22 protein-coding genes and 3 pseudogenes are annotated in these 21,325 nt (G+C 60.4%); 13 read left to right on the top strand and 12 right to left on the bottom strand.

Translation table 11 applies throughout. From position 1 onward, the window contains the following. Nucleotides 1–374 (top strand): transposase (locus SxD43FB_RS20575; protein WP_141249545.1); only part of this gene is annotated, 374 nt, incomplete at its 5' end. A gap of 22 nt (nucleotides 375–396) precedes the next feature. On the opposite strand, the gene SxD43FB_RS20570 is transcribed toward SxD43FB_RS20575, so the two are convergent. The 3 genes from SxD43FB_RS20570 to SxD43FB_RS20560 all read right to left on the bottom strand — a co-directional run bounded on the left by SxD43FB_RS20570 (nucleotide 397) and on the right by SxD43FB_RS20560 (nucleotide 2,587). Continuing rightward, on the bottom strand, nucleotides 397–735 hold the full coding sequence (locus tag SxD43FB_RS20570) for a DUF1543 domain-containing protein (protein WP_255245836.1): 339 nt from the start codon (nucleotides 733–735) through the stop codon (nucleotides 397–399). Nucleotides 736–914: 179 nt separating this feature from the next. Continuing rightward, the gene (locus tag SxD43FB_RS20565) at nucleotides 915–1,793 is read right to left on the bottom strand and encodes an NAD(P)H-hydrate dehydratase (RefSeq protein WP_255245835.1); all 879 of its coding nucleotides are present in this window, start codon (nucleotides 1,791–1,793) and stop codon (nucleotides 915–917) included. Continuing rightward, nucleotides 1,790–2,587, bottom strand: a complete 798-nt coding sequence (locus SxD43FB_RS20560) for a histidine phosphatase family protein (protein ID WP_255245834.1) — start codon at nucleotides 2,585–2,587, stop codon at nucleotides 1,790–1,792. Before SxD43FB_RS20560 ends, SxD43FB_RS20565 begins: the two co-directional genes overlap by 4 nt. Before the next feature lie 250 nt (nucleotides 2,588–2,837). Here SxD43FB_RS20560 and SxD43FB_RS20555 point away from each other — a divergent pair, with 250 nt between their 5' ends. The 3 genes and pseudogenes from SxD43FB_RS20555 (at nucleotide 2,838) to SxD43FB_RS26375 (ending at nucleotide 5,408) form a co-directional block, all read left to right on the top strand. Beyond that, nucleotides 2,838–3,095: a hypothetical protein gene (locus tag SxD43FB_RS20555; RefSeq protein WP_096063760.1), complete on the top strand. Its 258-nt coding sequence runs from the start codon at nucleotides 2,838–2,840 to the stop codon at nucleotides 3,093–3,095. A 119-nt stretch (nucleotides 3,096–3,214) separates the two neighbouring features. Continuing rightward, the gene (locus tag SxD43FB_RS20545) at nucleotides 3,215–3,949 is read left to right on the top strand and encodes a Crp/Fnr family transcriptional regulator (protein WP_255245833.1); all 735 of its coding nucleotides are present in this window, start codon (nucleotides 3,215–3,217) and stop codon (nucleotides 3,947–3,949) included. 247 nt (nucleotides 3,950–4,196) lie between these two features. Next, nucleotides 4,197–5,408 (top strand): annotated as a pseudogene (locus SxD43FB_RS26375) (diguanylate cyclase). 319 nt (nucleotides 5,409–5,727) lie between these two features. Here the strand turns inward: SxD43FB_RS26375 and istB are convergent. The 3 genes and pseudogenes from istB to SxD43FB_RS26370 form a co-directional block, all read right to left on the bottom strand. Further along, entirely contained in the window at nucleotides 5,728–6,561 is an 834-nt protein-coding gene (istB, locus tag SxD43FB_RS20535; RefSeq protein ID WP_096063765.1) for an IS21-like element helper ATPase IstB, read from the bottom strand. Nucleotides 6,562–6,581: 20 nt separating this feature from the next. Continuing rightward, a pseudogene (gene istA / locus SxD43FB_RS20530) lies at nucleotides 6,582–8,092 on the bottom strand (IS21 family transposase). A gap of 187 nt (nucleotides 8,093–8,279) precedes the next feature. After that, complete coding sequence (locus SxD43FB_RS26370; RefSeq protein ID WP_343228860.1) at nucleotides 8,280–8,558, bottom strand: HU family DNA-binding protein; 279 nt, start codon at nucleotides 8,556–8,558, stop codon at nucleotides 8,280–8,282. 259 nt (nucleotides 8,559–8,817) lie between these two features. Between SxD43FB_RS26370 and SxD43FB_RS20520 the strand changes: the two genes are divergently transcribed. The 3 genes from SxD43FB_RS20520 to SxD43FB_RS20510 all read left to right on the top strand — a co-directional run bounded on the left by SxD43FB_RS20520 (nucleotide 8,818) and on the right by SxD43FB_RS20510 (nucleotide 10,452). Continuing rightward, the gene (locus SxD43FB_RS20520) at nucleotides 8,818–9,024 is read left to right on the top strand and encodes a hypothetical protein (RefSeq protein WP_096063764.1); all 207 of its coding nucleotides are present in this window, start codon (nucleotides 8,818–8,820) and stop codon (nucleotides 9,022–9,024) included. Nucleotides 9,025–9,224: 200 nt separating this feature from the next. Then, nucleotides 9,225–9,674: a DUF488 domain-containing protein gene (locus tag SxD43FB_RS20515; protein WP_096063757.1), complete on the top strand. Its 450-nt coding sequence runs from the start codon at nucleotides 9,225–9,227 to the stop codon at nucleotides 9,672–9,674. 184 nt (nucleotides 9,675–9,858) lie between these two features. Further along, nucleotides 9,859–10,452, top strand: a complete 594-nt coding sequence (locus tag SxD43FB_RS20510) for an alpha-ketoglutarate-dependent dioxygenase AlkB (protein WP_096063756.1) — start codon at nucleotides 9,859–9,861, stop codon at nucleotides 10,450–10,452. Nucleotides 10,453–10,462: 10 nt separating this feature from the next. On the opposite strand, the gene SxD43FB_RS20505 is transcribed toward SxD43FB_RS20510, so the two are convergent. Genes SxD43FB_RS20505 through SxD43FB_RS26075 form a run of 3 tightly spaced genes read right to left on the bottom strand, consistent with a single transcriptional unit; the run spans nucleotide 10,463 to nucleotide 11,572 of the window. Next, nucleotides 10,463–10,654 carry a hypothetical protein gene (locus tag SxD43FB_RS20505; RefSeq protein ID WP_096063755.1) on the bottom strand — a complete coding sequence of 64 codons (192 nt, stop codon included), beginning with the start codon at nucleotides 10,652–10,654 and terminating at the stop codon, nucleotides 10,463–10,465. Further along, the gene (locus SxD43FB_RS20500) at nucleotides 10,651–11,301 is read right to left on the bottom strand and encodes an SOS response-associated peptidase family protein (RefSeq protein ID WP_096063754.1); all 651 of its coding nucleotides are present in this window, start codon (nucleotides 11,299–11,301) and stop codon (nucleotides 10,651–10,653) included. Before SxD43FB_RS20500 ends, SxD43FB_RS20505 begins: the two co-directional genes overlap by 4 nt. Nucleotides 11,302–11,350: 49 nt before the next feature. Beyond that, complete coding sequence (locus SxD43FB_RS26075; protein ID WP_255245832.1) at nucleotides 11,351–11,572, bottom strand: SOS response-associated peptidase; 222 nt, start codon at nucleotides 11,570–11,572, stop codon at nucleotides 11,351–11,353. Between the two features lie 429 nt (nucleotides 11,573–12,001). Between SxD43FB_RS26075 and trxC the strand changes: the two genes are divergently transcribed. Both trxC and SxD43FB_RS20485 read left to right on the top strand, forming a co-directional pair. After that, entirely contained in the window at nucleotides 12,002–12,457 is a 456-nt protein-coding gene (gene trxC / locus SxD43FB_RS20490; protein WP_096063753.1) for a thioredoxin TrxC, read from the top strand. Next, nucleotides 12,454–12,783, top strand: coding sequence for a hypothetical protein (locus SxD43FB_RS20485; protein WP_255245831.1), 330 nt, complete (start codon nucleotides 12,454–12,456; stop codon nucleotides 12,781–12,783). The genes trxC and SxD43FB_RS20485 overlap by 4 nt, the downstream gene beginning before the upstream one ends. On the opposite strand, the gene xth is transcribed toward SxD43FB_RS20485, so the two are convergent. Beyond that, nucleotides 12,753–13,574, bottom strand: a complete 822-nt coding sequence (gene xth, locus SxD43FB_RS20480) for an exodeoxyribonuclease III (protein WP_096063751.1) — start codon at nucleotides 13,572–13,574, stop codon at nucleotides 12,753–12,755. The two genes, SxD43FB_RS20485 and xth, sit on opposite strands and share 31 nt — an antisense overlap. A gap of 76 nt (nucleotides 13,575–13,650) precedes the next feature. After that, entirely contained in the window at nucleotides 13,651–13,947 is a 297-nt protein-coding gene (locus SxD43FB_RS20475; protein WP_096063763.1) for a GNAT family N-acetyltransferase, read from the bottom strand. A gap of 400 nt (nucleotides 13,948–14,347) precedes the next feature. Between SxD43FB_RS20475 and SxD43FB_RS25385 the strand changes: the two genes are divergently transcribed. The 4 genes from SxD43FB_RS25385 to SxD43FB_RS20455 all read left to right on the top strand — a co-directional run bounded on the left by SxD43FB_RS25385 (nucleotide 14,348) and on the right by SxD43FB_RS20455 (nucleotide 20,735). Continuing rightward, the gene (locus SxD43FB_RS25385) at nucleotides 14,348–14,521 is read left to right on the top strand and encodes a DUF6771 family protein (RefSeq protein ID WP_176482871.1); all 174 of its coding nucleotides are present in this window, start codon (nucleotides 14,348–14,350) and stop codon (nucleotides 14,519–14,521) included. 697 nt (nucleotides 14,522–15,218) lie between these two features. Then, nucleotides 15,219–15,950: a damage-inducible mutagenesis protein gene (locus tag SxD43FB_RS20465; protein WP_096063749.1), complete on the top strand. Its 732-nt coding sequence runs from the start codon at nucleotides 15,219–15,221 to the stop codon at nucleotides 15,948–15,950. Then, nucleotides 15,871–17,421 (top strand): DNA polymerase Y family protein, encoded by a 1,551-nt coding sequence (locus SxD43FB_RS20460; RefSeq protein WP_096063748.1) that lies wholly within the window; start codon nucleotides 15,871–15,873, stop codon nucleotides 17,419–17,421. Before SxD43FB_RS20465 ends, SxD43FB_RS20460 begins: the two co-directional genes overlap by 80 nt. After that, nucleotides 17,418–20,735, top strand: a complete 3,318-nt coding sequence (locus SxD43FB_RS20455; protein ID WP_096063762.1) for an error-prone DNA polymerase — start codon at nucleotides 17,418–17,420, stop codon at nucleotides 20,733–20,735. The genes SxD43FB_RS20460 and SxD43FB_RS20455 overlap by 4 nt, the downstream gene beginning before the upstream one ends. A gap of 267 nt (nucleotides 20,736–21,002) precedes the next feature. Here SxD43FB_RS20455 and SxD43FB_RS20450 read toward each other — a convergent pair. Next, a pseudogene (locus SxD43FB_RS20450) lies at nucleotides 21,003–21,325 on the bottom strand (transposase); the annotation flags it as partial.

Below are 21,325 nucleotides of genomic sequence, written 5' to 3'. Positions count from 1 at the left end.
AGGGCCATTTGGTTCATGCGGTGATCCATACCGCCGACATTCAGGACCGCGACGGCGCGCCGCTGGTCCTGCGTGAAATCATCCACCGCTTTCCATGGCTGCGCCATGTCTTTGCCGATGGCGGCTATGCTGGCGACAAGCTCAGGGAAGCCCTCCGGCGTACCGGCAAATGGACTGTCGAGATCGTCAAGCGATCCGATGTTGCAAAAGGCTTCGTGGTTCTTCCGCGCCGCTGGGTCGTCGAGCGAACACTGGCTTGGCTGAACCGCAACCGCCGGCTCGCCAAGGACTTTGAACAGACCATCGCATCGGCAACTGCGTGGCTGTTCATAGCTTCCATCCAGCTATTCGCGCGTCGCATCGCAAGACTATGAAATTTCATCGGATAATTATGAATCAGGCTCTGAGAGCAAACGCCTTCTCAGCCTCGTATAGATCGTCGCGATGGCCCTCCTTCCACGCAGGAACGGTAGCCATCGCGCGTGCCTTGGCCTGGGTCACATTCTCAGCGACAACGAACATGTTGCGATGCTGTTCGGCGAAGTCAGCCGGATCGTAACCACCCAGATTCACGAAAAACAGTCGTTCGCGCCCCTTATATGGCTCCGGCCGTAGCTGAACGTCGTAACCGTCCGCATGGTCGATCTCGGCCCAGCAGTCGATATGCAGCGTGCCAGACGTGCCCCACCACTGGCGGCGAAGCGCATCATGCGTCGCCTTCAGGGACGGTGCCACGGCGCGTGGCAAAACCGACCCATCCCGGCGTTCGTTTGAATATTTTCAATCCCTAAGGACCGGACAGTCAGCTTACCGTACAAAACCCGGCGCGGTTCATATTGATGCGACTGCATAACTTGACATCTCCCTTTAGATGCAAAAAACGATGAAACTGCCTTCTGCCTAGTCAGCAGCTCTCAAAGGATCTCGAGCATGCGCGGAATTCGTGGCAATAATTCGCGAGCGAGAAAGCCAATGGCACCAATCTCGCTCGCCGCAAGTTGGCCAGCGGCTCCGTGTAGCGCCACGCCCCAGGCTATGGCCACAAAGGGGGATGTCCCCCGGGCGATTAGGCCGCCGATGATGCCGGCAAGGACATCGCCTGAGCCACCAATGCCGAGCCCGGGGCAGCCACCCGCGAAATGCAATATCGGGGCCCCAGGGCCGGCGATCCAGGTTTCCGGCCCCTTGAGCGCCACAAAAGCGCCCGTCCTTTGTACGAGATCGGCTAGCATAGCTGCAGGATTGTCAATGATGTCTTGCGGATCGCCTCCCATGAGCCGGGCCATCTCACCATGATGCGGTGTGAGAACAAGGGGCAACTTGGCCGCAGCTGTTGCCAGTTCGCTTGGTTCGGCGCAGGTAAGCGCAGCCGCATCAAGCAGGAGAGCAGGCGGCGACAGAGACAGAAGGCCTTGAACAAATAGGCCCGTCTCGCTGGTAGCGCTCATACCGGGCCCGACCAGCAGCACATCACACTGCGGTACAAGATCAGCCAGCACAGCGACGCCTTCCTGAGCGATCTCGCCGTCTTTGCGCATCGGCAGACCGACCATGGCAGCTTCTGGGACCAATACGCCCAGAGCCAATGCGACCGCCTCGACAGTGGCCATCTGTAATTTGCCTGCACCCACGCGCAACACCGCTTCGCCGGTGAGGGCAAGTGCGCCGGGAACGAAGCGCGCCCCGCCCACCAGAAGGACGCGACCCCTGCTATTTTTGTCGCTGCCGCTCTCGATCTTGGGTAGGGGATGGGCGGCGCACCAGTCCCCATCAAGAGCAACTATTTCAGTCATCCCCTGGCAACAGCTGGCAGGTCGGGCGCATCGGTCACCGGCACATCATGCGCATCTTCAGGCACCACAACGTTATAGCGCTGGAGAACAAGATTGCCCCGCCGCCCCGCTTGTGGATCGAAGCGGTATTCGGTGACTGAGCAGTTAGCGACGTCCCCCGCGCTATCGATGTCCAGGATCTGAGCTTCATCCATATTTTCGATAATGTAGCGCAGGCACAGGACGACTACCTGATGCGCAAAGATGATGACCCTTTGACCCGGATAATGAAGCGATACCGTATCCATGAGGGCTCGGAGACGAAAGATGACATCACACCAACTCTCGCCCCCGGGCGGACGGTGATAGAATTTCCCGAGCGTTTGGCGAAAGGCGGCCTGCTGAGGCTCGAGCTTTGCCACGCCGCCGGTGGTAAGGCCGTTAAGGATACCGAACTCCTTCTCGCGTAGCCGCTCGTCGATGCAGACGGGTTCGTCCTTTGCAGCGCCGCCCGCGCCCTTAAATAGCTCGGCCGTCTGAACGGCCCGGCGATAGGGTGATGAGAGAATCACAACCGGAAGCTGGCCCATTCCGCCACTGGCGAACCATTGACCAAGCGCCTTCGCCTGTTCCTCGCCCATGTCACTGAGCGGAACATCGACATCCCGTCCTTCCAGTGCGATGCGATCAAGCTCGGCCTCATGGGCAGCATCGCGGGCGACATTCCCTGCACTTTGTCCATGACGGACGATCCAGAGGTGCGAGGGCCAAGGCGGATGATCGTTGTTCATGGCAAGGTCAATGCCCTTGGGCATCTTCCAGTTCCTCAACATGTCGATGGCCGTTTTCCACGAAGTGCTTGCCAGCGAACACCGCACGATGCGCCTACATATATTGTTATTGTAAGACCTTTAACTGACGCCTGTATGGCTAACTGCTATGCGCGCATGCCCAGTCCAATCATTCAGATGCCATTATGTCTCTAGGAACAATGCGTTGACTCAAGTTAGTCAAATTTGGCCCTAATCGGCCGGAACGGGTGGCAAATTTAGGCATTATCTCGACATGCCCCATTATCATCTCAATCTGTTTAACAGCGCCGACACCTATGATGAGGAGGGACGCGATTTCAAGGATCTGGCCGCCGCGAAAGAGGAAGCAATACGAAGCTCCCGCGATCTGATGGCCGAACATGTCAAAGCCGGTGAACCCATCGACCTTGGCCATTATATTGAGGTTGCAGATGATGAGGGGAAGGTTTTGGTCACCATCGATTTTCGGGAACTGATCACGATAACCGATAGCAAAGCGGCCGCGGCCTAGCGATCCTGGCCCTCCATCCCTAGTGGGGCCCAGCAAAAGATTACCGTATTGCCGGTCTATAAAGGGGCAACAAGCAGGAGGCGCAAATCAGCGGGTTCACACATCCATCAGATCTTGGTTTGTTCGTTCAGCGTCTGCTGGCGCGTTCGCGCCTGACCGACGAAGAACAGCGTGCAATTCTCGCGCTGCCAGCGCGCGAGATCGAGGTACGCGCCAGACAGGATTTTGTGCCGCTCGGCGAAGAGACGGATTATTGTTGTTATATCGCGTCTGGCCTCGTGGCGCGGGTTGGTCAGGTTAAAAATGGGTCGCGGCAAATTACCGCACTTCATATCCCTGGCGATATGGCAGATCTTCATTCTGCTGTTCGACCTATCGGGATCGGCGGTCTGACCGCATTGACTGATACGCTGATCCTGCGCGTACCCCACACCGCCGTTCGAACCTTAGGTAGGGAGTTTCCGGCCATTGCAGAGGCATTCTGGAGAGACTGCATCTTGGATGCTGCCATTCTCATGCAATGGGCGGTCAATCTTGGTCGAAAGGACGCACGGTCACGGCTCGCTCACATTCTTTGCGAACTCGCAATTCGATATGGCGGGGGACGTGGAGATCCGCTTCTCGAATTTTATCTGCCGATGGTCCAGGAGCAACTGGGCGACGCAGCGGCCCTAACGTCCGTCCATGTGAACCGGAGCCTTAGAACCCTGCGACAGGAACGCTTGGTTACGGTTAGAGGCGGCATGGTCGAAATCCATGACTGGGAACGTCTCATGCACGCAGGCGAGTTCGACGCCACCTATCTCGTCGCCGATACCTTCCCCGATCGACAGAGGCGCCTCGTATTTCAATAGCTTGGTATCGGCTCTTCGTCATTGATTTGAATTGGAAGCGGAGTCGCCCCCATCCTGACAGCCTGAAAATGGCCTCTGGGAGGAGGGGTTGGTCCTCTCGCGTCTTTCCAAAGCGTGGCAAGCTGGGGGCGGGATCGGACAGGGTACAGGTTTGCCTTTTAAGCCGTCGCTATGGACAGTTCAATCTGCCCCTCCACGAGCCGGAGGCAATAGTAAATCGTTAACCCTATTATAGCATTATGCGATCATGGAGAGACGTGCATCCGTGACCGACCGGCGGTCGGCGCCATCTATCTTTGGCAGGCGAGCAGACCTGATGTTGCCGGAGGCGGTCTATCGCGATCTGGTAGCGACGCTCTTCTCAATGAGCGCACCGATCATGGGGTTCGGCATCCTTTACGCTTTGGTGGGAACTCTGGTCTTCCTGAGCTGGCAGGACGACAAAATTCTAGCAATGGTATGCTGTGCAAGCGCGGTCACGGTAATTCGCCTCATGATCATCCGTGGCTATCATCGTGCAGGCGGGATAGCACAGGACTTGGGGGCGCTTAGAAGATGGGAGAGGCGATATGCTTGGCTGACCTATAGTTGCGCAGCATTGATCGCAGCCCTTAATGTATCGGTGCTTTCAGCACATCAGCCACTCATCCATCTTGCAACCGTCAGCCTCATCTTCACCTTCGGAGCTGGCATAGTGTCTCGCAACGCGGGCAGACCAAGGTTATGCCTGGTCAGCCAGACGATCTGCGTAGTGCCGGTTTCGCTGGCGATGCTGATCCACGCGATGCTTGTGGGACCGAGCGCTTTGCATGCGCAATTTTTTGTTCTGGAAGCAATCTTACTCTTCGTAGTTGCTGTGATGAGTATCGAGTCCGTCCGACATCTTTACCGATTAGCCGTCGAGCATCTCACCACCAAACATGACTTGGGAAAGCTGGCACGATATGACCCACTTACCGGACTTGCGAACAGACTTCTGGTCCGTGAATCTTTTCTGACACGAGCGACATCTTGTCGCGCCGATCAGCAAATTGCCCTCCATTATCTCGATCTGGACGGGTTCAAGGCCATCAATGATCAGTTCGGACATCCAGTCGGTGATGTAATGCTGGCGCAAGTCGCACAGCGGCTTGTTGCTACGGTGCGAGGCGACGATGTGGTCGGCAGGCTCGGCGGGGACGAATTCGTCGTGCTTCAGCCGGGCGTCTAACATCAAGACCAGGCGGAGCTTCTCGCCCGGCGCATCATTCGTCAGCTCTCCGACCCCTATCAGATCAATGGCACAGAGATGCGCATCTCCGTCAGTATCGGCATCGCGCTCGCTCCGGTGCATGGTATGGATCTGGACAGCCTGATGCAATGTGCTGACGGCGCCCTTTATCGATCCAAAGCAAAGGGAAAGGCGCAGGTGCATTTCTGCGAGATGATCGACGCCGAAGGCGGTCGAGCCGTGGCCTGACAGAGGTGAAGAGACTGTCTGCGACCTTGCGTTTAAAAATGGAGCGGAACCCCAACCCACTGGTACCTGGTGGACCGCACGAACAACCCTACTGCTCGTGCTATACCAAGGGCATGTTGTCGATCGCTTGTGTGAAATTTGATCTCTACCGAAATATTAAATCCGACGGGACATGTCGGCGCGAGTCGAAGCTACGGTGTCAACGGCGGTCAGATTCCAGACCACCGGGGCGGAGTAAAAGCAGGCCACTGTTGAAGCGGGCCTAACGATATGAAGAGGGCCCCGATCGGGGCCCTCTTCATATCGTGGTCGTCATTGATCAGGTGGCGGTGATCTCGCCAGTGTCTGCGTCGACGACCGGAGTGGCCTGGTTTTGCTCCGCCCCGGCAGCACGGCGGCGGGCGGACTGCTTGAGGCGGTAGCTATCGCCGTTCATGGCCAGGATGCTGACGTGGTGCGTGAGCCGATCGAGCAGCGCGCCGGTGAGCCGCTCGGATCCCAGGACCTGCGTCCAGTCCTCGAACGGCAGGTTGGATGTGACGATCGTTGATCCCCGCTCATAGCGCTGCGAGAATGTCTCGAACAGCAGCTCAGCGCCTGTGGGCGAGAGAGGAACATAGCCCAGTTCATCGACGATCAGCAGCTTCACCGCTGCAAGATCGCGCTGCATCTTGAGCAGTCGCTTTTCGTCCCTCGCCTCCATCAGCTGGTTGACCAGGGCAGCGGCGGTCGTGAACGCGACCGTGAAGCCTTTCTGGCAAGCCGCCAGTCCCAGCGCGAGCGCCACATGGGTTTTGCCGGTGCCGCTGTTGCCCAGCGCGATGATATTTTCCCTCCGCAGGATGTATTCGCAGCGGGCCAGCTCCAGCACGAGCATTTTGTTGAGGCCTGGAATGGCCGTGAAGTCGAACGTGTCGAAGCTTTTCACCGCCGGGAACCGCGCAGCCCGGATCCGGCGCTCCACGGTGCGGCGCTCACGGTCGATCAGCTCAAGTTCGATGAGGCGAAGCAGGTATCGGCTATGATCAACGCCGTCGCGTGCGCATTCACGGGCCAGCTTCTCATATTCGCGTAGCACTGTAGGAAGTTTGAGCTGCTTGAGATGATGCACGAGCAGGACCTGCGGCGTCCCCGCCATAGTGCCGGTGGGCATCTTGTCCTCTGCGATCCGATTCATGCCGCCAACTCCTGAGATGTTTGGGGCACGAGCGCAGCATAGTCGGCGGCACGCGTCGTCTTCACGTCCATTTTAGGCAGATGGGGATAGGCTGCCAGGTCCAGGCGGGCGGGCCGCCGTTCGATGCGCGCCAGCGCGATCTGCTTGACCGCGTCGAAGCCGATTGCGCCGATACAGATCGCCTCGTTCACCGCGAAGGTGACGATCTCCATCGGCATCGCCTCCAACAGTCGCAGGATCTGGATGAACTCGCGCTTGCCCTTGTTGCCCATGCGCGCCTCAAGGAGGTGACGCATATGCTGGAACGCTTGCGGCAGAGCCCAGTCCTGCAGCGCGGCGGCCTGATCGAGCGCATTGGGCTTGGTCTCGATCAGCGCCAGATAATGCAGCGGGTTCGCCACGAACATGGCCTCACCATAACAGCGCGGATGTCTGGCGATCTCCTCATTGCCACATAGGATGACCACCGTGTCGACGAAGCCCTTCACCATGACATCCTGGAAGCCATACCGGGTCGGCACCGAGTAGTCGTTGGTCCGGTAGCGCACCAGAGCGGTCGACGATACGCGAGCGGCCCTGGTCTCGCACGGTTCGAACTGCCCTGCTGGCAATGCCCGCATCACCGCCAGATCGGCGAGGAGCCGTGTGCCGATCGTCTCACTATGTCGGCCAGCCCGCTCTTCCTGCCGGGCCCGGCAGCGGTCCAACAGCTCATCATTGAAGTCATCGAAGCTGGGCGCATGCGGAATCGGGACCATGAAGTGCGATCGGGCGTGCTTGACCAGGCCTTCCACCTTCCCCTTGTCGTTCCCCTTTCCAGGCCGACCAAAGCGATCGGTAAAAAGGTAATGGCTGACGAGCCCGGTGAACGCGCGTGTTCGCTCGCGCTTCCCATCGCCGCAGATCCTGGCAACCGCGATCTTCGTGTTATCGTAAAGGATCGACAGTGGCACACCGCCAAAGAAGGCGACGCCGATACATGCCCGTCCAGAAAGGCCTCGGTTGTCTCCGCTGGATAGGCCTTCACAAAGCAGGCATCCGATTGCGGCAGGTCCATGCAGAAGAAGTGCATCTTCCGGCGGACACCATCGATCACGCCCACCGCTTCGCCAAAATCTACCTGAGCATGTCCTGGCGGGTGCGCCAGCGGCACGAACGTCTCGCGTCCCCGCGCCCGGCACAGCCGGACATAATCCTTTACGACAGTGTAGCCGCCGCCAAAGCCATGCTCGTCGCGCAGACGTTCAAAGATCCGTTTGGCGCTGTGCCGCTGCTTCACAGGCGCAATGCGATCCGCTGCCAGGATCGCGTCAATCACTGGCAGCAGCGGCCCCAACTTCGGCTTCGCCACAGGCTTGGTCCGCGTGTAGCCCGGCGGCAGCGAGAACCGGCACATCTTCGATATTGTCTCGCGGCTCAGTCCAAAGACCTTCGCGGCCTCGCGCTGGCTATTACCTTCGACAAAAACAAAGTGCCGAACGGCGGCGTAGCTCTCCACGGCAAACATCCCCGGCCACCCCCCTTAAAAGGAGCAACCTATCCAATGGCTGGTTTTTAAACCGCCACGCTCAGCAAATCGCTGGCGTTCCATTGGCCTGGTTTGTCACCGCCCTCTACACTTTGCGGTCGCAAAGTGCGGGCGTTCCATCATCGCGTCGGGAGGGCCTCCCGAAACGGTCGCCACCCTCTTATACTCAAATACATGCACCAGCAGCGTGGGCTCTTTCAGCCCCACCGTCTGGCTTTCCAATTCTAACACCGAACTGGCGGCGCATTGTGAAAGTCAGCCATTCAGCTTGTGCTTCAGCGCTTTTTGCCGACGCGAACCCCAGCCTTTTCGACGCAGCGAGCTGGGTCGTGGGGCCAGTTGAGTGATTGCGGCTTTCGCGCGCGGTACTTCGCGTCATCATGAACTTGCCAAAGCCGTTTAGGGAAATTTCATGGCCCTTGGCGGCGGCATCGGCAATGGTCAAAAACAGCGTGTCGACAGCTTTGCAAGCGTCGGCCTTCTAAAACCCAGTTCGCTCGCAATCGCATCGGGGAGATCGCCATTATTTCATGGCATGCCTAGACCACCACCGGGTTGGCCGCGCCAGCCACCTTTCTAGAAATGAGCGCCGCCCCTCCAGCCAAATGCCTGCAATCTTGCGCAAGCGGCGGCATCGTCACAGCCACGACGACCAATTATCATGGCTCTGGACAGGCGCTGTCTACGGCAGCTATCGCGCCGCCATGACTATCGTCGCAACCATCATGAATTCGGCCACCGGCCAGCCCATCCAGAAAATGACCTTCGGGCGCATGCCCAAGCCCTGGGCCAGCTTCAACCTGGAGAGCGGCGAACTGGTGACCGCAGATCGCGTCCATGTGGGAAAGCCCGCACCTGGCAAGTTTGTAGCGCCGGTCGAAGTTTGGGTGACGCCTAAAAACGGCGGCTAGGATGAGCGCAGATGATCCACAGCCGTTCGGCGGCAAGGACGGCCACGCGCAACCGACGCATCAGTTCAGATATTCTATCGCCATGATTGGACAACGCGCAAATCCGAAAAGGGGCTCTACCGCCCCTCTTATCCCCTAATTACCAAGATCGCTCGCGCCGGATCGTGCAATTCGCCGGTGGTGACCCTATCTGCGATGCCATGCAAATATTCACCATCGGATATGAAGGCGCGACCCAGGCCGAACTCATCGCGGCGTTGAAAGCGGCCGGCGTGACCCTGCTGGCAGACGTGCGTGCCGTTCCGCTCTCGCGCAGGCCCGGCTTCTCCAAGAATATCCTTGCCGCAGGTCTCAAGGAGGCAGGGATCGACTATGTCGGTTTCAAGGCGCTGGGGACGCCGCCCGAGGGTCGCGAGGCAGCGCGCAAAGGCAATCATGCCCGCCTCGCTGCGATCTACGCCGGGCAGCTCGACCTGCCCGAAGCTATCGTCCAGGGTGCCCAATTGATCGAAATGGCGCAAGATAAGCCTACCGCCCTCCTTTGTTTCGAGCGCGAGCCGGGCGGCTGCCACCGCTCTCTTCTGATCGACGCCATAATGCCAGGTGCCGAACGGATCGATCTTTTCCCCGCAACTACGCCATCCGTTTAAACGCGAAGTCAATTGTGTCTGAACGATTATCCAAATAACGACCGCCACGGCTCAGAGTGATGACGCTGTCAACTGCGCGATACACGCCCGCACATTTCGGTCTAGCAGATCGCATTGATGCCCATCACGGGACGCATCTTTTCGTCGGGTTGCCTTGAGCCCGAAGTCTCCCATCTAGGTGTGGATGGTTAGCCTGTTTCCCGACCTGTTCGAGCCCCCGAAAATCCCGGGCCTTTCCTATCGTGACGACCTCATCTCGCGCGACGAAGAATTGAGCCTGATAGCCGGGATCAATGCTACCACGCTCGAGCCATTTCGCTTCCAGGGCTGGCTCGGCAAACGCCTGACCAGTTCCTTTGGCTGGCGTTATGATTTTGACGATGCGCGCTTCGGGCCGACGGATCCCATGCCTGATTGGCTGCTACCTGTGCGTGCCAAAGCCGCTGCCTTTGTCGGCCTCGATCCCGCCAGTCTGGCCCAGGCACTCTTGATCCGGTACGATCCTGGCGCTGGCATCGGCTGGCACCGCGATCGCCCGGTCTTCGACCACGTCGTCGGCATTTCACTTGGCGTGTCGGCCCCTTTGCGTTTTCGGCGGCGCAAAGCGAGCGGGTTCGATCGCATCACCGTCCCGCTGGCACCGCGTTCGATCTATCACCTCCATGGCGAAGCGCGGTACCAATGGGAACATAGCATAGGCGAAATGGAAGAGACCCGCTGGTCGATCACCTTCCGTACGCTCGCTGAGAAACTCGCAGGCCGGAACATGATCAGATAGCTGCCCACCGTCAATGCGCCATGGCGCCCGCATGGAGAAGCTGGTCCAGGCGCGTCGCACTGGCGAGCCAACGCGCAACACCGGCCTGATCGCCCGCCAGCGCCAGCGTTCCTACCCTCTCTGCAATATAGTCGCCTGCATTCGCGCCATGTTCCCGCTCAACCGCCAGCGCTTCAGCCCAACGTTCAAGATCGGCCCTCACAGCAGCGACGGCGCAGATGCTGCTGCCCGCGGCTTGTTCCAGGGATCGCTGGTGCGCGTCATCTCGATCAGATCGTCGGGGAAGCAGCGATCCTGGAAAGCGATCGCCTCGTCGAACGATCCGCCGAGCCATTGGTCATATTCATCCTCATGGACAAGCACAGGCATGCGATCATGCACGGGACGGATCGCTTCATTACAGTCGGTCATGACGCCCGAATAGACCGCGCCCCATTCCTGACTTTCCCGCCAAAGCCCGGCCCAGGCGAAGACGGGGCGATCCTTCAGATTGAACCAGGTGCGGGTCTTGCTCCCCTTCTCGCCCTCCGCTTCTGCGAAGGCGGTCAGAGGAATGAGGCAACGCCAGTGCGGCTTTCGCGCGAGGCCGACCCACATGGGTTTGCGCAGGTCAGCGATGTTATTGACAGGCTTGGGCTTGGATCCAGGCTTCATGCCGCGCAGGACCAGCGGAAACCCCCAGACCATGGATTGAAGGATCCGCTTTCCTTCTGCCTCGCGCACCACCATACCAGGATAGCCGGGATAGACTTCGTCCGGCACGTTCATGGCAGCGATATCAGGCGGCTCGACGCCGAAATGCGCCGCCACCTCGGCTGCGCTTAGTCGCTCAGTATAGAGGTTGCACATTGTTGCACCTGCCTTGTCGCGCCGCCCGACTACAAGTGTTGCGCAGCGTTCAGAGCAAGGCAAGCTGCGGCTGCGCCTTTGCCCGCAATTTTCCGCTGCGCCAGAGATCTTCTGTCTGCTCGACGACCATGCGCTCAGCAGCAAAGGGCGCGCGATGCTGGAATCCGGTGACGTCCCTGATGCCGCCGTGCAGCCAGGCGTCATATTCATACGGATCGACAAGGACCGGCATCCTGTCGTTGGTCGGCATGACCGCGGCGTTGGCGGCCATGGTCATCCGGCATAGACCGGTCCGTAGTCGGGCAGTTCCGGCAAAAGCCGGCCCAGGCCATGACGGGCGCATGTTTGACCGAGAACCAGGTTCTCGTCTTGTGGCCGGGCATGCCGTCAGGATTGGCGAAGTCGGTAAGGACAATGAGGCGGCGATAGCGTGGGTCCACGACCATATGCTCCCACATGGGATTGGTGAGATCGGCGACCAACCCCTGTCGCTGAAGATGATTGCCATGGTCGCGTATGTCGCGGGTCAGGCGTGGGAAGCGCCACCCCATTCACCGCAACAATCGACGTCCTCGACTTTCGAACGCGCAAGCCAACGTCCAGCCAGGACGTGCTCGCCTTCGAGGGGCCTGACATTCGGGCTGCCTGATCCCATCTATGTCATCTATGGCATCCAAGACGATGCATGATGGAGACCAGAATGGCTACGGCGCCCAATGATGCCCTGATTGTCATATGTCCGGCTTGCGCAACGGCGAACCGGTTGCCCCGCGAAAGGCTGGCCAAGGGAGGAACCTGCGGCCGATGCAAGCGCCCCCTATTCTCCGGGGAGCCGGTCACACTGACCGCAGATAATTTCGACGCGCATGCCGCGCGGTCCGACATTCCCCTGCTTGTCGATTTCTGGGCGAACTGGTGCGGCCCCTGTCGTCAGATGGCCCCCGCCTTCAGCGCCGCGGCCGGACAACTTGAACCCTATATGCGCCTTGGGAAACTCGATACCGAGGCGCATCAAGCGATCGCGGGTCGCTATGCCATCCGGTCCATTCCCACGATGATCCTGTTTCGGGGTGGCCGCGAGATTGCGCGGCAATCGGGCGCTATGCCGCAACAGGCCATCGTTGCATGGGCGCGCGAGGCGGCACGACCGGCGTGAGCCGGGAGCCCGCCACCCACCCGGCAACGCCCGATGGCCGTTATTTTGTCGTGCGCGGCCGCCTGTGGCGGTTGGCCAATCCCGCGTTGGACGAAGACGTTCGCGCTGCCCTGGTATCGGATCTGATGGAGGCGCGTAGAGCCGTGCGCGACGCCCGTAAAAACGGCGATGTATCGGCCGAGCGTGAAGCCCATGCGGCGGTGGACATTGCCAAACGCGGACTTGGCGAGCGTGGCCCTGTCTGGTGGGCCGACGGCACACCTGACTATAACCGCCATATGGCGCGCAATACGCCCTATGCTGACTGGTTTGCCGCTCTTGACTGACGGGCTTTGCGCACTGGCTTGTCTGCCAGCTTAATCCAAACCGGAGCATGGTCGCTCGTCTTTTCCCGTCCGCGCGGCGCTGTATCGACTTGCGCCCATTCAAGCCTGCTCCGTGCCTTTGCGTTGAGCAGAATATGGTCGATCCGAAGGCCTGCGTTGCGCTCGAACGCCCCACGCCAATATTTCCAGAAGGTGTAGATGGTCTCATCGGGGTGCATTTCGCGCAGAGCGTCGCTCCATCCCTGCTCCAGCAGATGGCGATAGGCTTCCCTCACCTCCGGCGCGAAGAGCGCATCGTCTCGCCACCGCTCGGGCGCATAAACATCCAGATCAATTGGCATGACGTTGAAGTCCCCGGCGACCACAACCGGCGCATCGAGATCGACGAGCGAGGCAAGGTGATCATGAAGCCGCTCGAACCAGCGCAATTTGAAGTCGAACTTGGGTCCAGGGCGTGGATTGCCGTTGGGTAGATAAAGACCAGCCACCAGAACCCCGGCAACCGCCGCTTCGATGTAGCGGCTTTGCATATCGTCCGGATCGCCCGGCAGCCCGCGGCGCGTCTCGTGAATTTCTCCGACCCGGCTCAGGATCGCAACGCCGTTCCATTGGCTTTGCCCATGCCATATCGCGTCATAGCCTGCGTCGCGGATCGCTGTTTCTGGAAACTTATCCTGCGGTGCTTTCAGTTCCTGAAGGCAGATGATGTCGGGCTCGGCTTCGCCCAGCCATCGCAGCAGGACAGGCAGACGCCCATTGATTCCGTTCACATTGTAGGTCGCGATCTTCATCGTTGCGTTGACCTAGCTGGCGCGGGAGAGGCATGGGGTTGGTTATAAGTCATGGATGATCCACACATCCCTGCGATCAGCCTGGCGCGTCGAGCGCCAACAAATCCTGCTCCTCTGGATGGCGATCAAAATAGCCGGCGACAAATTCGCATAGCGGCACGACCTTCAAGCCCTTCTCCCGCACGTCCGCCAACGCGCCGGCGATCAGCTTGCTGGCAATGCCCTGCCCTTCCAGCGCCTCAGGAACCTGCGTGTGCGTGAAGACCAATGCGCCATCGCGCCGTTCATAGGCCGCGATAGCCGTTTGGCCATCGACTTTCAGTTCATAACGGCTCCCGCCTTCATTATCGCCGACGTCCTGCGTCTCAGCCATGGTCGGTTCCTCTTTCTTTCGGGTCATATGCATCGGCGATTTTCGCAGAGCCGGTCGATAGATCGAACAGATGGACAATGGCGAGGTTCCGCTAGATCTGTCTGCTGACGAATGTGACCTGGCTTTTGCGCTCCGATGCCGTGCAGCCGCATAGTTTGCTCGAGAAAATCGAGCTGCAGCGCCCATGAACAGGTGCTTCACCCGTCATTCATCGCAACATGCTATTTCATGCATCGTCGCTTCTTCCCCCCTTTGGAGCGGCACCTCCCTGAACTTCGGTCCCGCCGCGAGCCTTGCTCTGGCGGGGCTTTTTTTATGCGTCCCCTGCTTTCATCACGATCGCCTTTGGAGTGTCCCCTTGATGATTGCTTGTCCGCACGCGACCACTCATAGGGCACGCATGGACCAGGAAACTTCCGAGCTGATCACCCGTGTCATTGCACGCGCGCCGCAATGGCTTCGCCACGACCTGTCGTCAAAGGACCTCAATGCCCGCGGACGGGCCGAAGAAACGCTCGCCGCCATGATCGCCGATGCACTATCCCATGGATCGCTACAGGATCCGGAGGGTTAGCAGCCGCGTGCGAGTCTCCTGTGGAGCGTCTGTTTCAATGGAACGCTTTTTTCTTCTCTTGCTCCTTCTCGCTGCTGCTCCGACCGCCGCCTGTGCTTCGAACACGGAACAATTGACCATCCATTGCGACGGCGCGCGCACCGTCGAGGTAGAGATCGGTGCGGATGGCGCGCTTGTGACGATCGGGACGCGCAGGGTCGCGCTGAAGCCCCGTGCATCTTCCTTAGGTCGGCGGTTCGAAGCGGCTGGCGCAGCCCTTATCATTGATGGCGATCTAGCTGCCCTTGCGCTTGACGACGATATCGATTTTCGGAACTGCCAACTGGACGAACCTCGCGCCCCGGTTCGAAACGCCCGATGAATGCACAGCGGGCCTGGCAACTTCCGTTTCGCTCCTTCGCGAATGGACCTCTTGCCTCCCTGATCGCTTGCGAATCGGAATGCGAGGCACCCGGACAGCGATGACATGCCTTCGTGCTATCGACCCAGGGATCGCCTGGCGTTTTTCTCGCGCTCACCATTTTTTCTGCCTTACATCCCCTCTGCGAAACGATGCAGGAAATCCATGCCCTTGCCGCATCCAAAGCAGGCGACGCAGCCTTGGTCATGGCGGATGCCCCCGTTTGATGACCTTGACAGCGATGGGACTCATGGAGAACAGAAAGAGAACACATTGCCAGACCGATGAGACCAAGGAATGCCCCGCAATGCCATCCTCGAGGATTTGCGTTCGTCGATCGCCCATGTGACGGGCGATGGGCGCCGTCATGGCGTCCATCCGTTCGGCCTTGCCGATATAGACGATCATTTGCCCGGGCGCGGCCTTGCCGCCGGCGCATTGCATGAGGTTCTGGGCTCTCCCGACATTTGCGACGACGCAGCCGCAACGATATTCATCGCAGGCATATTGGCGCGCATGGAAGGGCCAGTTTTCTGGTGCCTGCGCTGGCGTGATTTGTTCACCCCTGCCCTCGACCTTGCAGGCCTTCATCCTGATCGCCTGACCATCGTCGAGCCTGGCGATGACAAGGGCGCGCTCATTGCGATGGAAGATTGCCTGCGCGTGGCTGGCATCGCCGGCGTCGTGGGCGAGATTTCAAAGCTCTCGACGACCGCGTCGAAAAGGCTGCAGCTTGCTGCAGAAGGGTCCGGGGTCACCGCGTTCATCCTGCGTCGCGGCGCGAAAGCCGATGCGCTGCTGGAGGGCTCTGCAGCGCAGACCCGCTGGCGCATCAAAGCCGCACCCAGCGAGGATTTGGGCATCCCCGCCCTCGCCCGCCCACGCTGGGCGGTCGCGCTCGAGCGCGTCCGCGGCGCAGAACCCAAAAGCTGGATAGTGGAGGCCTGCGATGCGCAGGGTCGTCTCGCTCTACCTGCCATACTGGTCGACCGACCGGATCAGCAGGAAGCGTGGCGTATCGCCGTCTGAGGCGAACGCAGCGTCCCTGCAGCCGCTAGTCACGGCCATCGAAACGCGCGGTCGCAAGCTGATCGCGGCGGTGAACGCGCTTGGCCAAAGCCTTGGTATTACAGTGGGCATGAGCGTCACCAAGGCTAGGACGATGGTGCCCGATCTTGACGTGCTCGATGCAGACGATGCGGCCGACGCGCAAGGGCTTGAGCGGCTCGCTCTGTGGGCAGGGCAGCGCTACGCCCCCTTCGTCGCGGTCGATTACCCCGATGGCCTATGGCTCGACATCAGCGGATGCGGCGAGCTGTTCGGCGGCGAGGAAGCGCTGGTCAAGGACCTGTTCCGCAGGGTGAACGGCTCGGGCCTTACCGTACAGATCGCTGTCGCTGACACGGCAGGCTGCGCCCATGCGGTCGCGCGCCATGTCCCTGCCGGTCGCCCGGTCATCATTCTTCCTGGGGACCAGAAGAAGGCCGTCGGCCTACTGCCGCTCAGTGCACTGCGCATTCCGGCAAAGGTGGCAAGCGATCTGCACAAAATGGGTTTCACCCGGATCGAGCAACTCATTGCCGAGCCGCGCGGTCCCATTGCGCGCCGCTACGGGCATGAACTCTATCGGCGCCTCGACCAAGCCCTTGGCCATGCGCCAGAGGCGATGGCGCCGATCTTCCCGCCATCACTGCCCCAGGCGCGCCGCGGGCTTCTTGAACCCATCGGTACGGCCGACGCCATCGCGAAGGTCATCAGCGATCTCACCGAGGACATTTGCGCTGCGTTGATGCGGGACGGCACCGGCGCGCGGCGCCTCGACCTCCATTGCGAACGGGTCGATGGCCAATATCAGTCCGCCAGGATCGGTATGGCGTCTCCCACAAGGGATGCCCGCCATTTGACAAAGCTCCTGGTTCCCAGGATCGAACGGATCGACCCTGGCCTCGGGATCGAGACCATGATCCTGATTGCGCCGATCGTTGAACCGCTCCGCAGCGCACAGGCTGATCTTGCAGGCGATGCGCGTCGCGGCCCGGACCTTGGTGCCCTTATCGACGCGCTGGCGAACCGTTTCGGCCGAGACCGGCTGTACGGCACGACGCCCTGCTCGTCCGCCATGCCCGAACGAACGGTCAAGCGCACAATGGCGCTGCGCGAGGGCGCGGATCGGCGCTGGAACGCTGTCCTGCCGCGCCCGGGCCGCATGATCGAACCGCCCGAGCCGGTCCAGGTGATCGCGATGATGCCCGACCATCCGCCGGCCCAGTTCGTCTGGCGTGGCAAACGCCGCAAGGTCGTCAAGGCCGATGGCCCCGAACGCCTTCAGGGCGAATGGTGGCGCGACAAGGGGCTGGAAGCCGACAGCCCCTATCTCGTGCGCGACTATTTTCAGGTCGAGGTCGAGGGCGGCGGGCGCTACTGGCTGTTTCGCTTGGGCGACGGCCAATGGTCGTCGACCGGGCCGATGGCCTGGTTCATCCATGGCGCCTTCGCATGAGCCTTGCCGATCAGCGCTATGTCGAGTTGCAGGTGACGAGCCATTTCAGCTTCCTGCGGGGTGCATCCTCGCCTGAGGAACTCCTGACCGCCGCCGCCATGCTGGGCCTGCCGGCGATCGGCATCGTGGATCGCAACAGTCTGGCGGGATTGGTGCGCGCCTGGGACGCTGGCCGTTCGACGGGCGTGCGCGTCGTCAACGGCTGCAGGCTGGATCTGTCCTGTGGCACCGGTTTGCTTGTCTATCCCGCCGACCGCGCTGCCTATGGTCGCCTTTGTCGTCTGCTGACGCTCGGCAAATCGCGCGCCGGCAAAGGGGGCTGCGAACTGCATTGGGATGATGTCGCGACATGGAGCGAGGGACTGATCGCCATCCTTGTCCCCGATAGCGATGACGCAAAAACGCAGGCGGACCTCGTCAGCGTCTCATCCATCTTTCAGGAACGCAGCTACCTCGCGCTGACCCTGCAGCGGCAGCCCGGCGACGCGTTACGGTTGCGACGGCTCACGCAGATGGCACAGCAGGCGCGCGTCGCAACAGTGGCCACCGGCGATGTCCTCTACCACATGCCCGAGCGCCGAATGCTGCAGGATGTTATGACCTGTATCCGCGAGAAATGCACGATCGACGATCTGGGCGAGCGACGCGAGCAGATCGCAGACCGGCACCTCAAGGACGCCGACGAGCTGGACCGGCTGTTCGAGCGCTATCTTGGGGACACAGGGCCAGTTCGGCGAAGTGTCACCATCGCCGAGCAATGCCGCTTCTCGCTCGAAGAGTTGCGCTATCAATATCCCGATGAAATCGGTAAAAGCGGGCGTACGCCGCAGCAGGAACTTGAGCGCCTTACCTGGGCAAAAGCCCCTGCCCGCTATCCAGACGGCATCGACGACAAGACAAGGGCCCAGCTGGAGCATGAGTTGCGTCTCATCGCCCAGCTCGATTACGCACCCTATTTTCTGACGGTCCACGCGATCGTCGATTTTGCGCGCTCGAAAGACATTTTGTGCCAGGGCCGGGGATCGGCTGCCAACTCGGCGGTCTGCTATTGCCTTGGCATCACCTCGATCGATCCGGTGCGCACCGAACTGCTGTTCGAACGGTTCGTGAGCGCCGAGCGACGCGAGCCGCCCGATATCGATGTCGATTTCGAGCATGAGCGGCGAGAGGAGGTGATCCAGTGGATCTACGAGACTTATGGCCGCAACCATAGTGCGTTGACTGCTGTGATCTCCCGCTTCCGCACCAAAGGGGCGATCCGCGAGGTCGGCAAGGCGCTCGGACTTTCGACCGATGTCACCGATGCGCTGTCAGGACAGGTCTGGGGGTGGAGCCGCGAGGGTGTGCAAGACCGCCATGTCGCCGAGCTCAATCTTGATATGTCCGATCGCCGTCTTGCGCTGACGCTCGACTTGTCGCGTCTGCTCATGGATACGCCGCGCCATTCCTCGCAGCATCCTGGCGGCTTCGTACTGACCCGCGACCGGCTCGACGAGTTGGTGCCGATCGAACCTGCCCGCATGGATGATCGCCAGATCATCGAATGGGACAAGGACGATATCGACCTCATGGGGTTTATGAAGGTGGATGTGCTGGCGCTGGGGATGCTCAGCTGCATGCGACGCGGCTTCGATCTCCTGCGCGAGGAGAAGGACATCCACCTCGACCTCGCCACGATTCCGGCCGAAGACCCGGCAACCTATGCGATGATCCGCAAGGCTGACACGCTTGGGGTCTTCCAGATCGAAAGCCGGGCGCAGATGGCGATGCTGCCGCGGATCAAGCCAAGGACATTCTATGATCTGGTCGTCGAGGTCGCCATCGTGCGGCCCGGCCCGATCCAGGGCGACATGGTCCATCCTTATCTAAGGCGTCGCGAAGGCAAGGAAGAGGTCAGCTATCCCAAGCCGGAGCTGCGCCGGGTCCTTGAAAAGACGCTCGGCGTCCCGCTCTTTCAGGAGCAGGCGATGCGGGTCGCGATCGAGTGCGCCGGTTTTACCGCCAGCGAGGCGGACCTTTTGCGGCGGGCGATGGCGACGTTCAAGCTGACCGGCGGGGTCAGCCATTTTCGCGACAAGCTCATCGGCGGCATGGTCGAGCGCGGCTATGAGCAGGCTTTTGCCGAACAGACCTTCAAGCAGATCGAGGGCTTTGGCTCCTATGGCTTCCCCGAAAGCCATGCCGCAAGCTTCGCGCTCATCGCCTATGCCTCCTCCTGGCTTAAATGCCATCATCCAGATGTCTTCTGTGCGGCGTTGCTGAACGCCCAGCCCATGGGCTTTTATGCGCCAGCCCAGATCGTGCGCGACGCACGCGAACATGGCGTTGAGGTCCGCCCCGTCGATGTGAACCATAGTCGCTGGGACTGCACGCTTGAAGTGGGGAACCGGCGGTACAAGGCCGTGCGCCTTGGGCTGCGTATGGTCCGCGATCTTGCCAATCCGGACGGCGCGGCGATCGTCTCGGCCCGTGGCGCAGAGCCCTATGCTTCAGTCGAAGAAATCCAGCGCAGAGCCGGCGTGGGTGCTGGCGCTCTCAACCGGATCGGCGATGCCGATGGCTTTGGCTCGCTCCAGCACAGCCGTCGCACCGGTCTTTGGGATGTGAAGGGATTGCGCGACAGCCCTCTGCCCCTCTTTGCCGCCGCAGACGAGCGCGAAGGGAAGCTCCGCGCCGAAGCGGTCGAACCGAAAGTTGCGCTCTCTGCGATGGCGGAAGGCCAGGAAGTAGTGGAAGACTATCGCAGCTTCGCGCTATCTCTCCGCGCCCACCCGGTGGCCTTTCTCAGGGAGGATTTGGCAGCTAGGAAGATGGTCCCGTGTGCGGCGCTTGCTGACATCCGCGATGGAAGATGGGTCAATCTTGCAGGCATCATCATGGTGCGGCAGCGCCCCGGTTCTGCCAAGGGCATTATGTTCATCACTATCGAGGATGAAACCGGGATCGCAAATCTTGTCGTCTGGACCAAGATATTCGAGGCCAATCGGGGGACTGTTCTTGGCGCATCCATGCTCGGCGTGCGTGGTCAGGTTCAGAAAGAAGGCGAGGTCATTCACGTCATTGCCCAACGGCTAGAAAATCTGTCGGGGTTGCTGGCAAGCGTGGGCGAACGGAGCGATCTTGCCAACGTCTTCCGCCCGGCGCGCGGTGACGGCGCAAACAACGGGGGCGGACCTGATCCCCGGGACCCGGACAGCAAATTGCTCGGTCGTAAGGCACGCGAGATATACATCCCTGACCTGAGGCTGGGATCGGGCATCATTCCAGGGCGGCCGACCGAAGGCATCAAGGTGAAGCCAAGGGATTTTCGGTGAGATCTTTGTCACTGAAGCGGGCTTTGTCAAAACCCCATATCTGCCTTCCACACTTTGCGCGACGGCGCATACCGTCAACTACGATAAGGAGCGCAGCTTTTACCTTGAGAGATACCGGAGCCAGAAAGAGATAAAGTTTCACCTCTTCATCCCAAGCGATGAAACGACCTGGGTGCCACGCAGTGTCATCGGCAACGCGCATCTATGTTTGCGACAATTTGAGTCGGGGACTGTCAGGATTTCCGTGTGCGGCCGGGCGGTTGAACATTACGCCGCCATGGCCCTGATGAAGCGCTCGCCGAAGATTACGGCGAACTGGGCCTTGGCCATGGTCCACTCACGCGGCGGCATTTTCCACTCTTTTTCCGATCGGTTCAAGATCAGATAGAGCAGTTTTGTAGCGGCATCGTCGCTGGGGAAGTGGCCCCTGGCCCGGACCGCGCGCCTGAGCTTCGAGTTCAGACGCCTCGATCGCGTTCGTCGTGTAAATGATCCGCCGCACGTCGTCTGGGAAGGCGAAGAACGGGATGACCTCACCCCAGGCACGCCGCCAGCTCTGGCCGATCGCGGGATAGCGCTGGCCCCAGGGA

The sequence above is a fragment of the Sphingobium sp. D43FB genome (assembly GCF_002312805.1).
Taxonomy (GTDB): Bacteria; Pseudomonadota; Alphaproteobacteria; order Sphingomonadales; family Sphingomonadaceae; genus Sphingobium.
The sequence above is the reverse complement of the archived record's forward strand: the minus strand, read 5'-3'. Positions and strand labels throughout refer to the sequence as shown.

Excerpts from the sequence above, each read along its gene's own strand:
- SxD43FB_RS20460 (WP_096063748.1), top strand. The coding sequence starts at position 15,871 with ATGCGCAGGGTCGTCTCGCTCTACCTGCCATACTGGTCGACCGACCGG.
- SxD43FB_RS20465 (WP_096063749.1), top strand. The coding sequence starts at position 15,219 with ATGCCCCGCAATGCCATCCTCGAGGATTTGCGTTCGTCGATCGCCCAT.
- SxD43FB_RS20475 (WP_096063763.1), bottom strand. The coding sequence starts at position 13,947 with ATGGCTGAGACGCAGGACGTCGGCGATAATGAAGGCGGGAGCCGTTAT.
- SxD43FB_RS20515 (WP_096063757.1), top strand. The coding sequence starts at position 9,225 with ATGCAAATATTCACCATCGGATATGAAGGCGCGACCCAGGCCGAACTC.
- SxD43FB_RS25385 (WP_176482871.1), top strand. The coding sequence starts at position 14,348 with ATGGACCAGGAAACTTCCGAGCTGATCACCCGTGTCATTGCACGCGCG.
- SxD43FB_RS20555 (WP_096063760.1), top strand. The coding sequence starts at position 2,838 with ATGCCCCATTATCATCTCAATCTGTTTAACAGCGCCGACACCTATGAT.
- trxC (WP_096063753.1), top strand. The coding sequence starts at position 12,002 with ATGGCTACGGCGCCCAATGATGCCCTGATTGTCATATGTCCGGCTTGC.
- SxD43FB_RS20520 (WP_096063764.1), top strand. The coding sequence starts at position 8,818 with ATGACTATCGTCGCAACCATCATGAATTCGGCCACCGGCCAGCCCATC.
- SxD43FB_RS20455 (WP_096063762.1), top strand. The coding sequence starts at position 17,418 with ATGAGCCTTGCCGATCAGCGCTATGTCGAGTTGCAGGTGACGAGCCAT.
- SxD43FB_RS20510 (WP_096063756.1), top strand. The coding sequence starts at position 9,859 with ATGGTTAGCCTGTTTCCCGACCTGTTCGAGCCCCCGAAAATCCCGGGC.
- xth (WP_096063751.1), bottom strand. The coding sequence starts at position 13,574 with ATGAAGATCGCGACCTACAATGTGAACGGAATCAATGGGCGTCTGCCT.
- SxD43FB_RS20560 (WP_255245834.1), bottom strand. The coding sequence starts at position 2,587 with ATGCCCAAGGGCATTGACCTTGCCATGAACAACGATCATCCGCCTTGG.
- istB (WP_096063765.1), bottom strand. The coding sequence starts at position 6,561 with ATGCCCACCGGCACTATGGCGGGGACGCCGCAGGTCCTGCTCGTGCAT.
- SxD43FB_RS20500 (WP_096063754.1), bottom strand. The coding sequence starts at position 11,301 with ATGTGCAACCTCTATACTGAGCGACTAAGCGCAGCCGAGGTGGCGGCG.
- SxD43FB_RS20565 (WP_255245835.1), bottom strand. The coding sequence starts at position 1,793 with ATGACTGAAATAGTTGCTCTTGATGGGGACTGGTGCGCCGCCCATCCC.
- SxD43FB_RS26075 (WP_255245832.1), bottom strand. The coding sequence starts at position 11,572 with ATGGCCGCCAACGCCGCGGTCATGCCGACCAACGACAGGATGCCGGTC.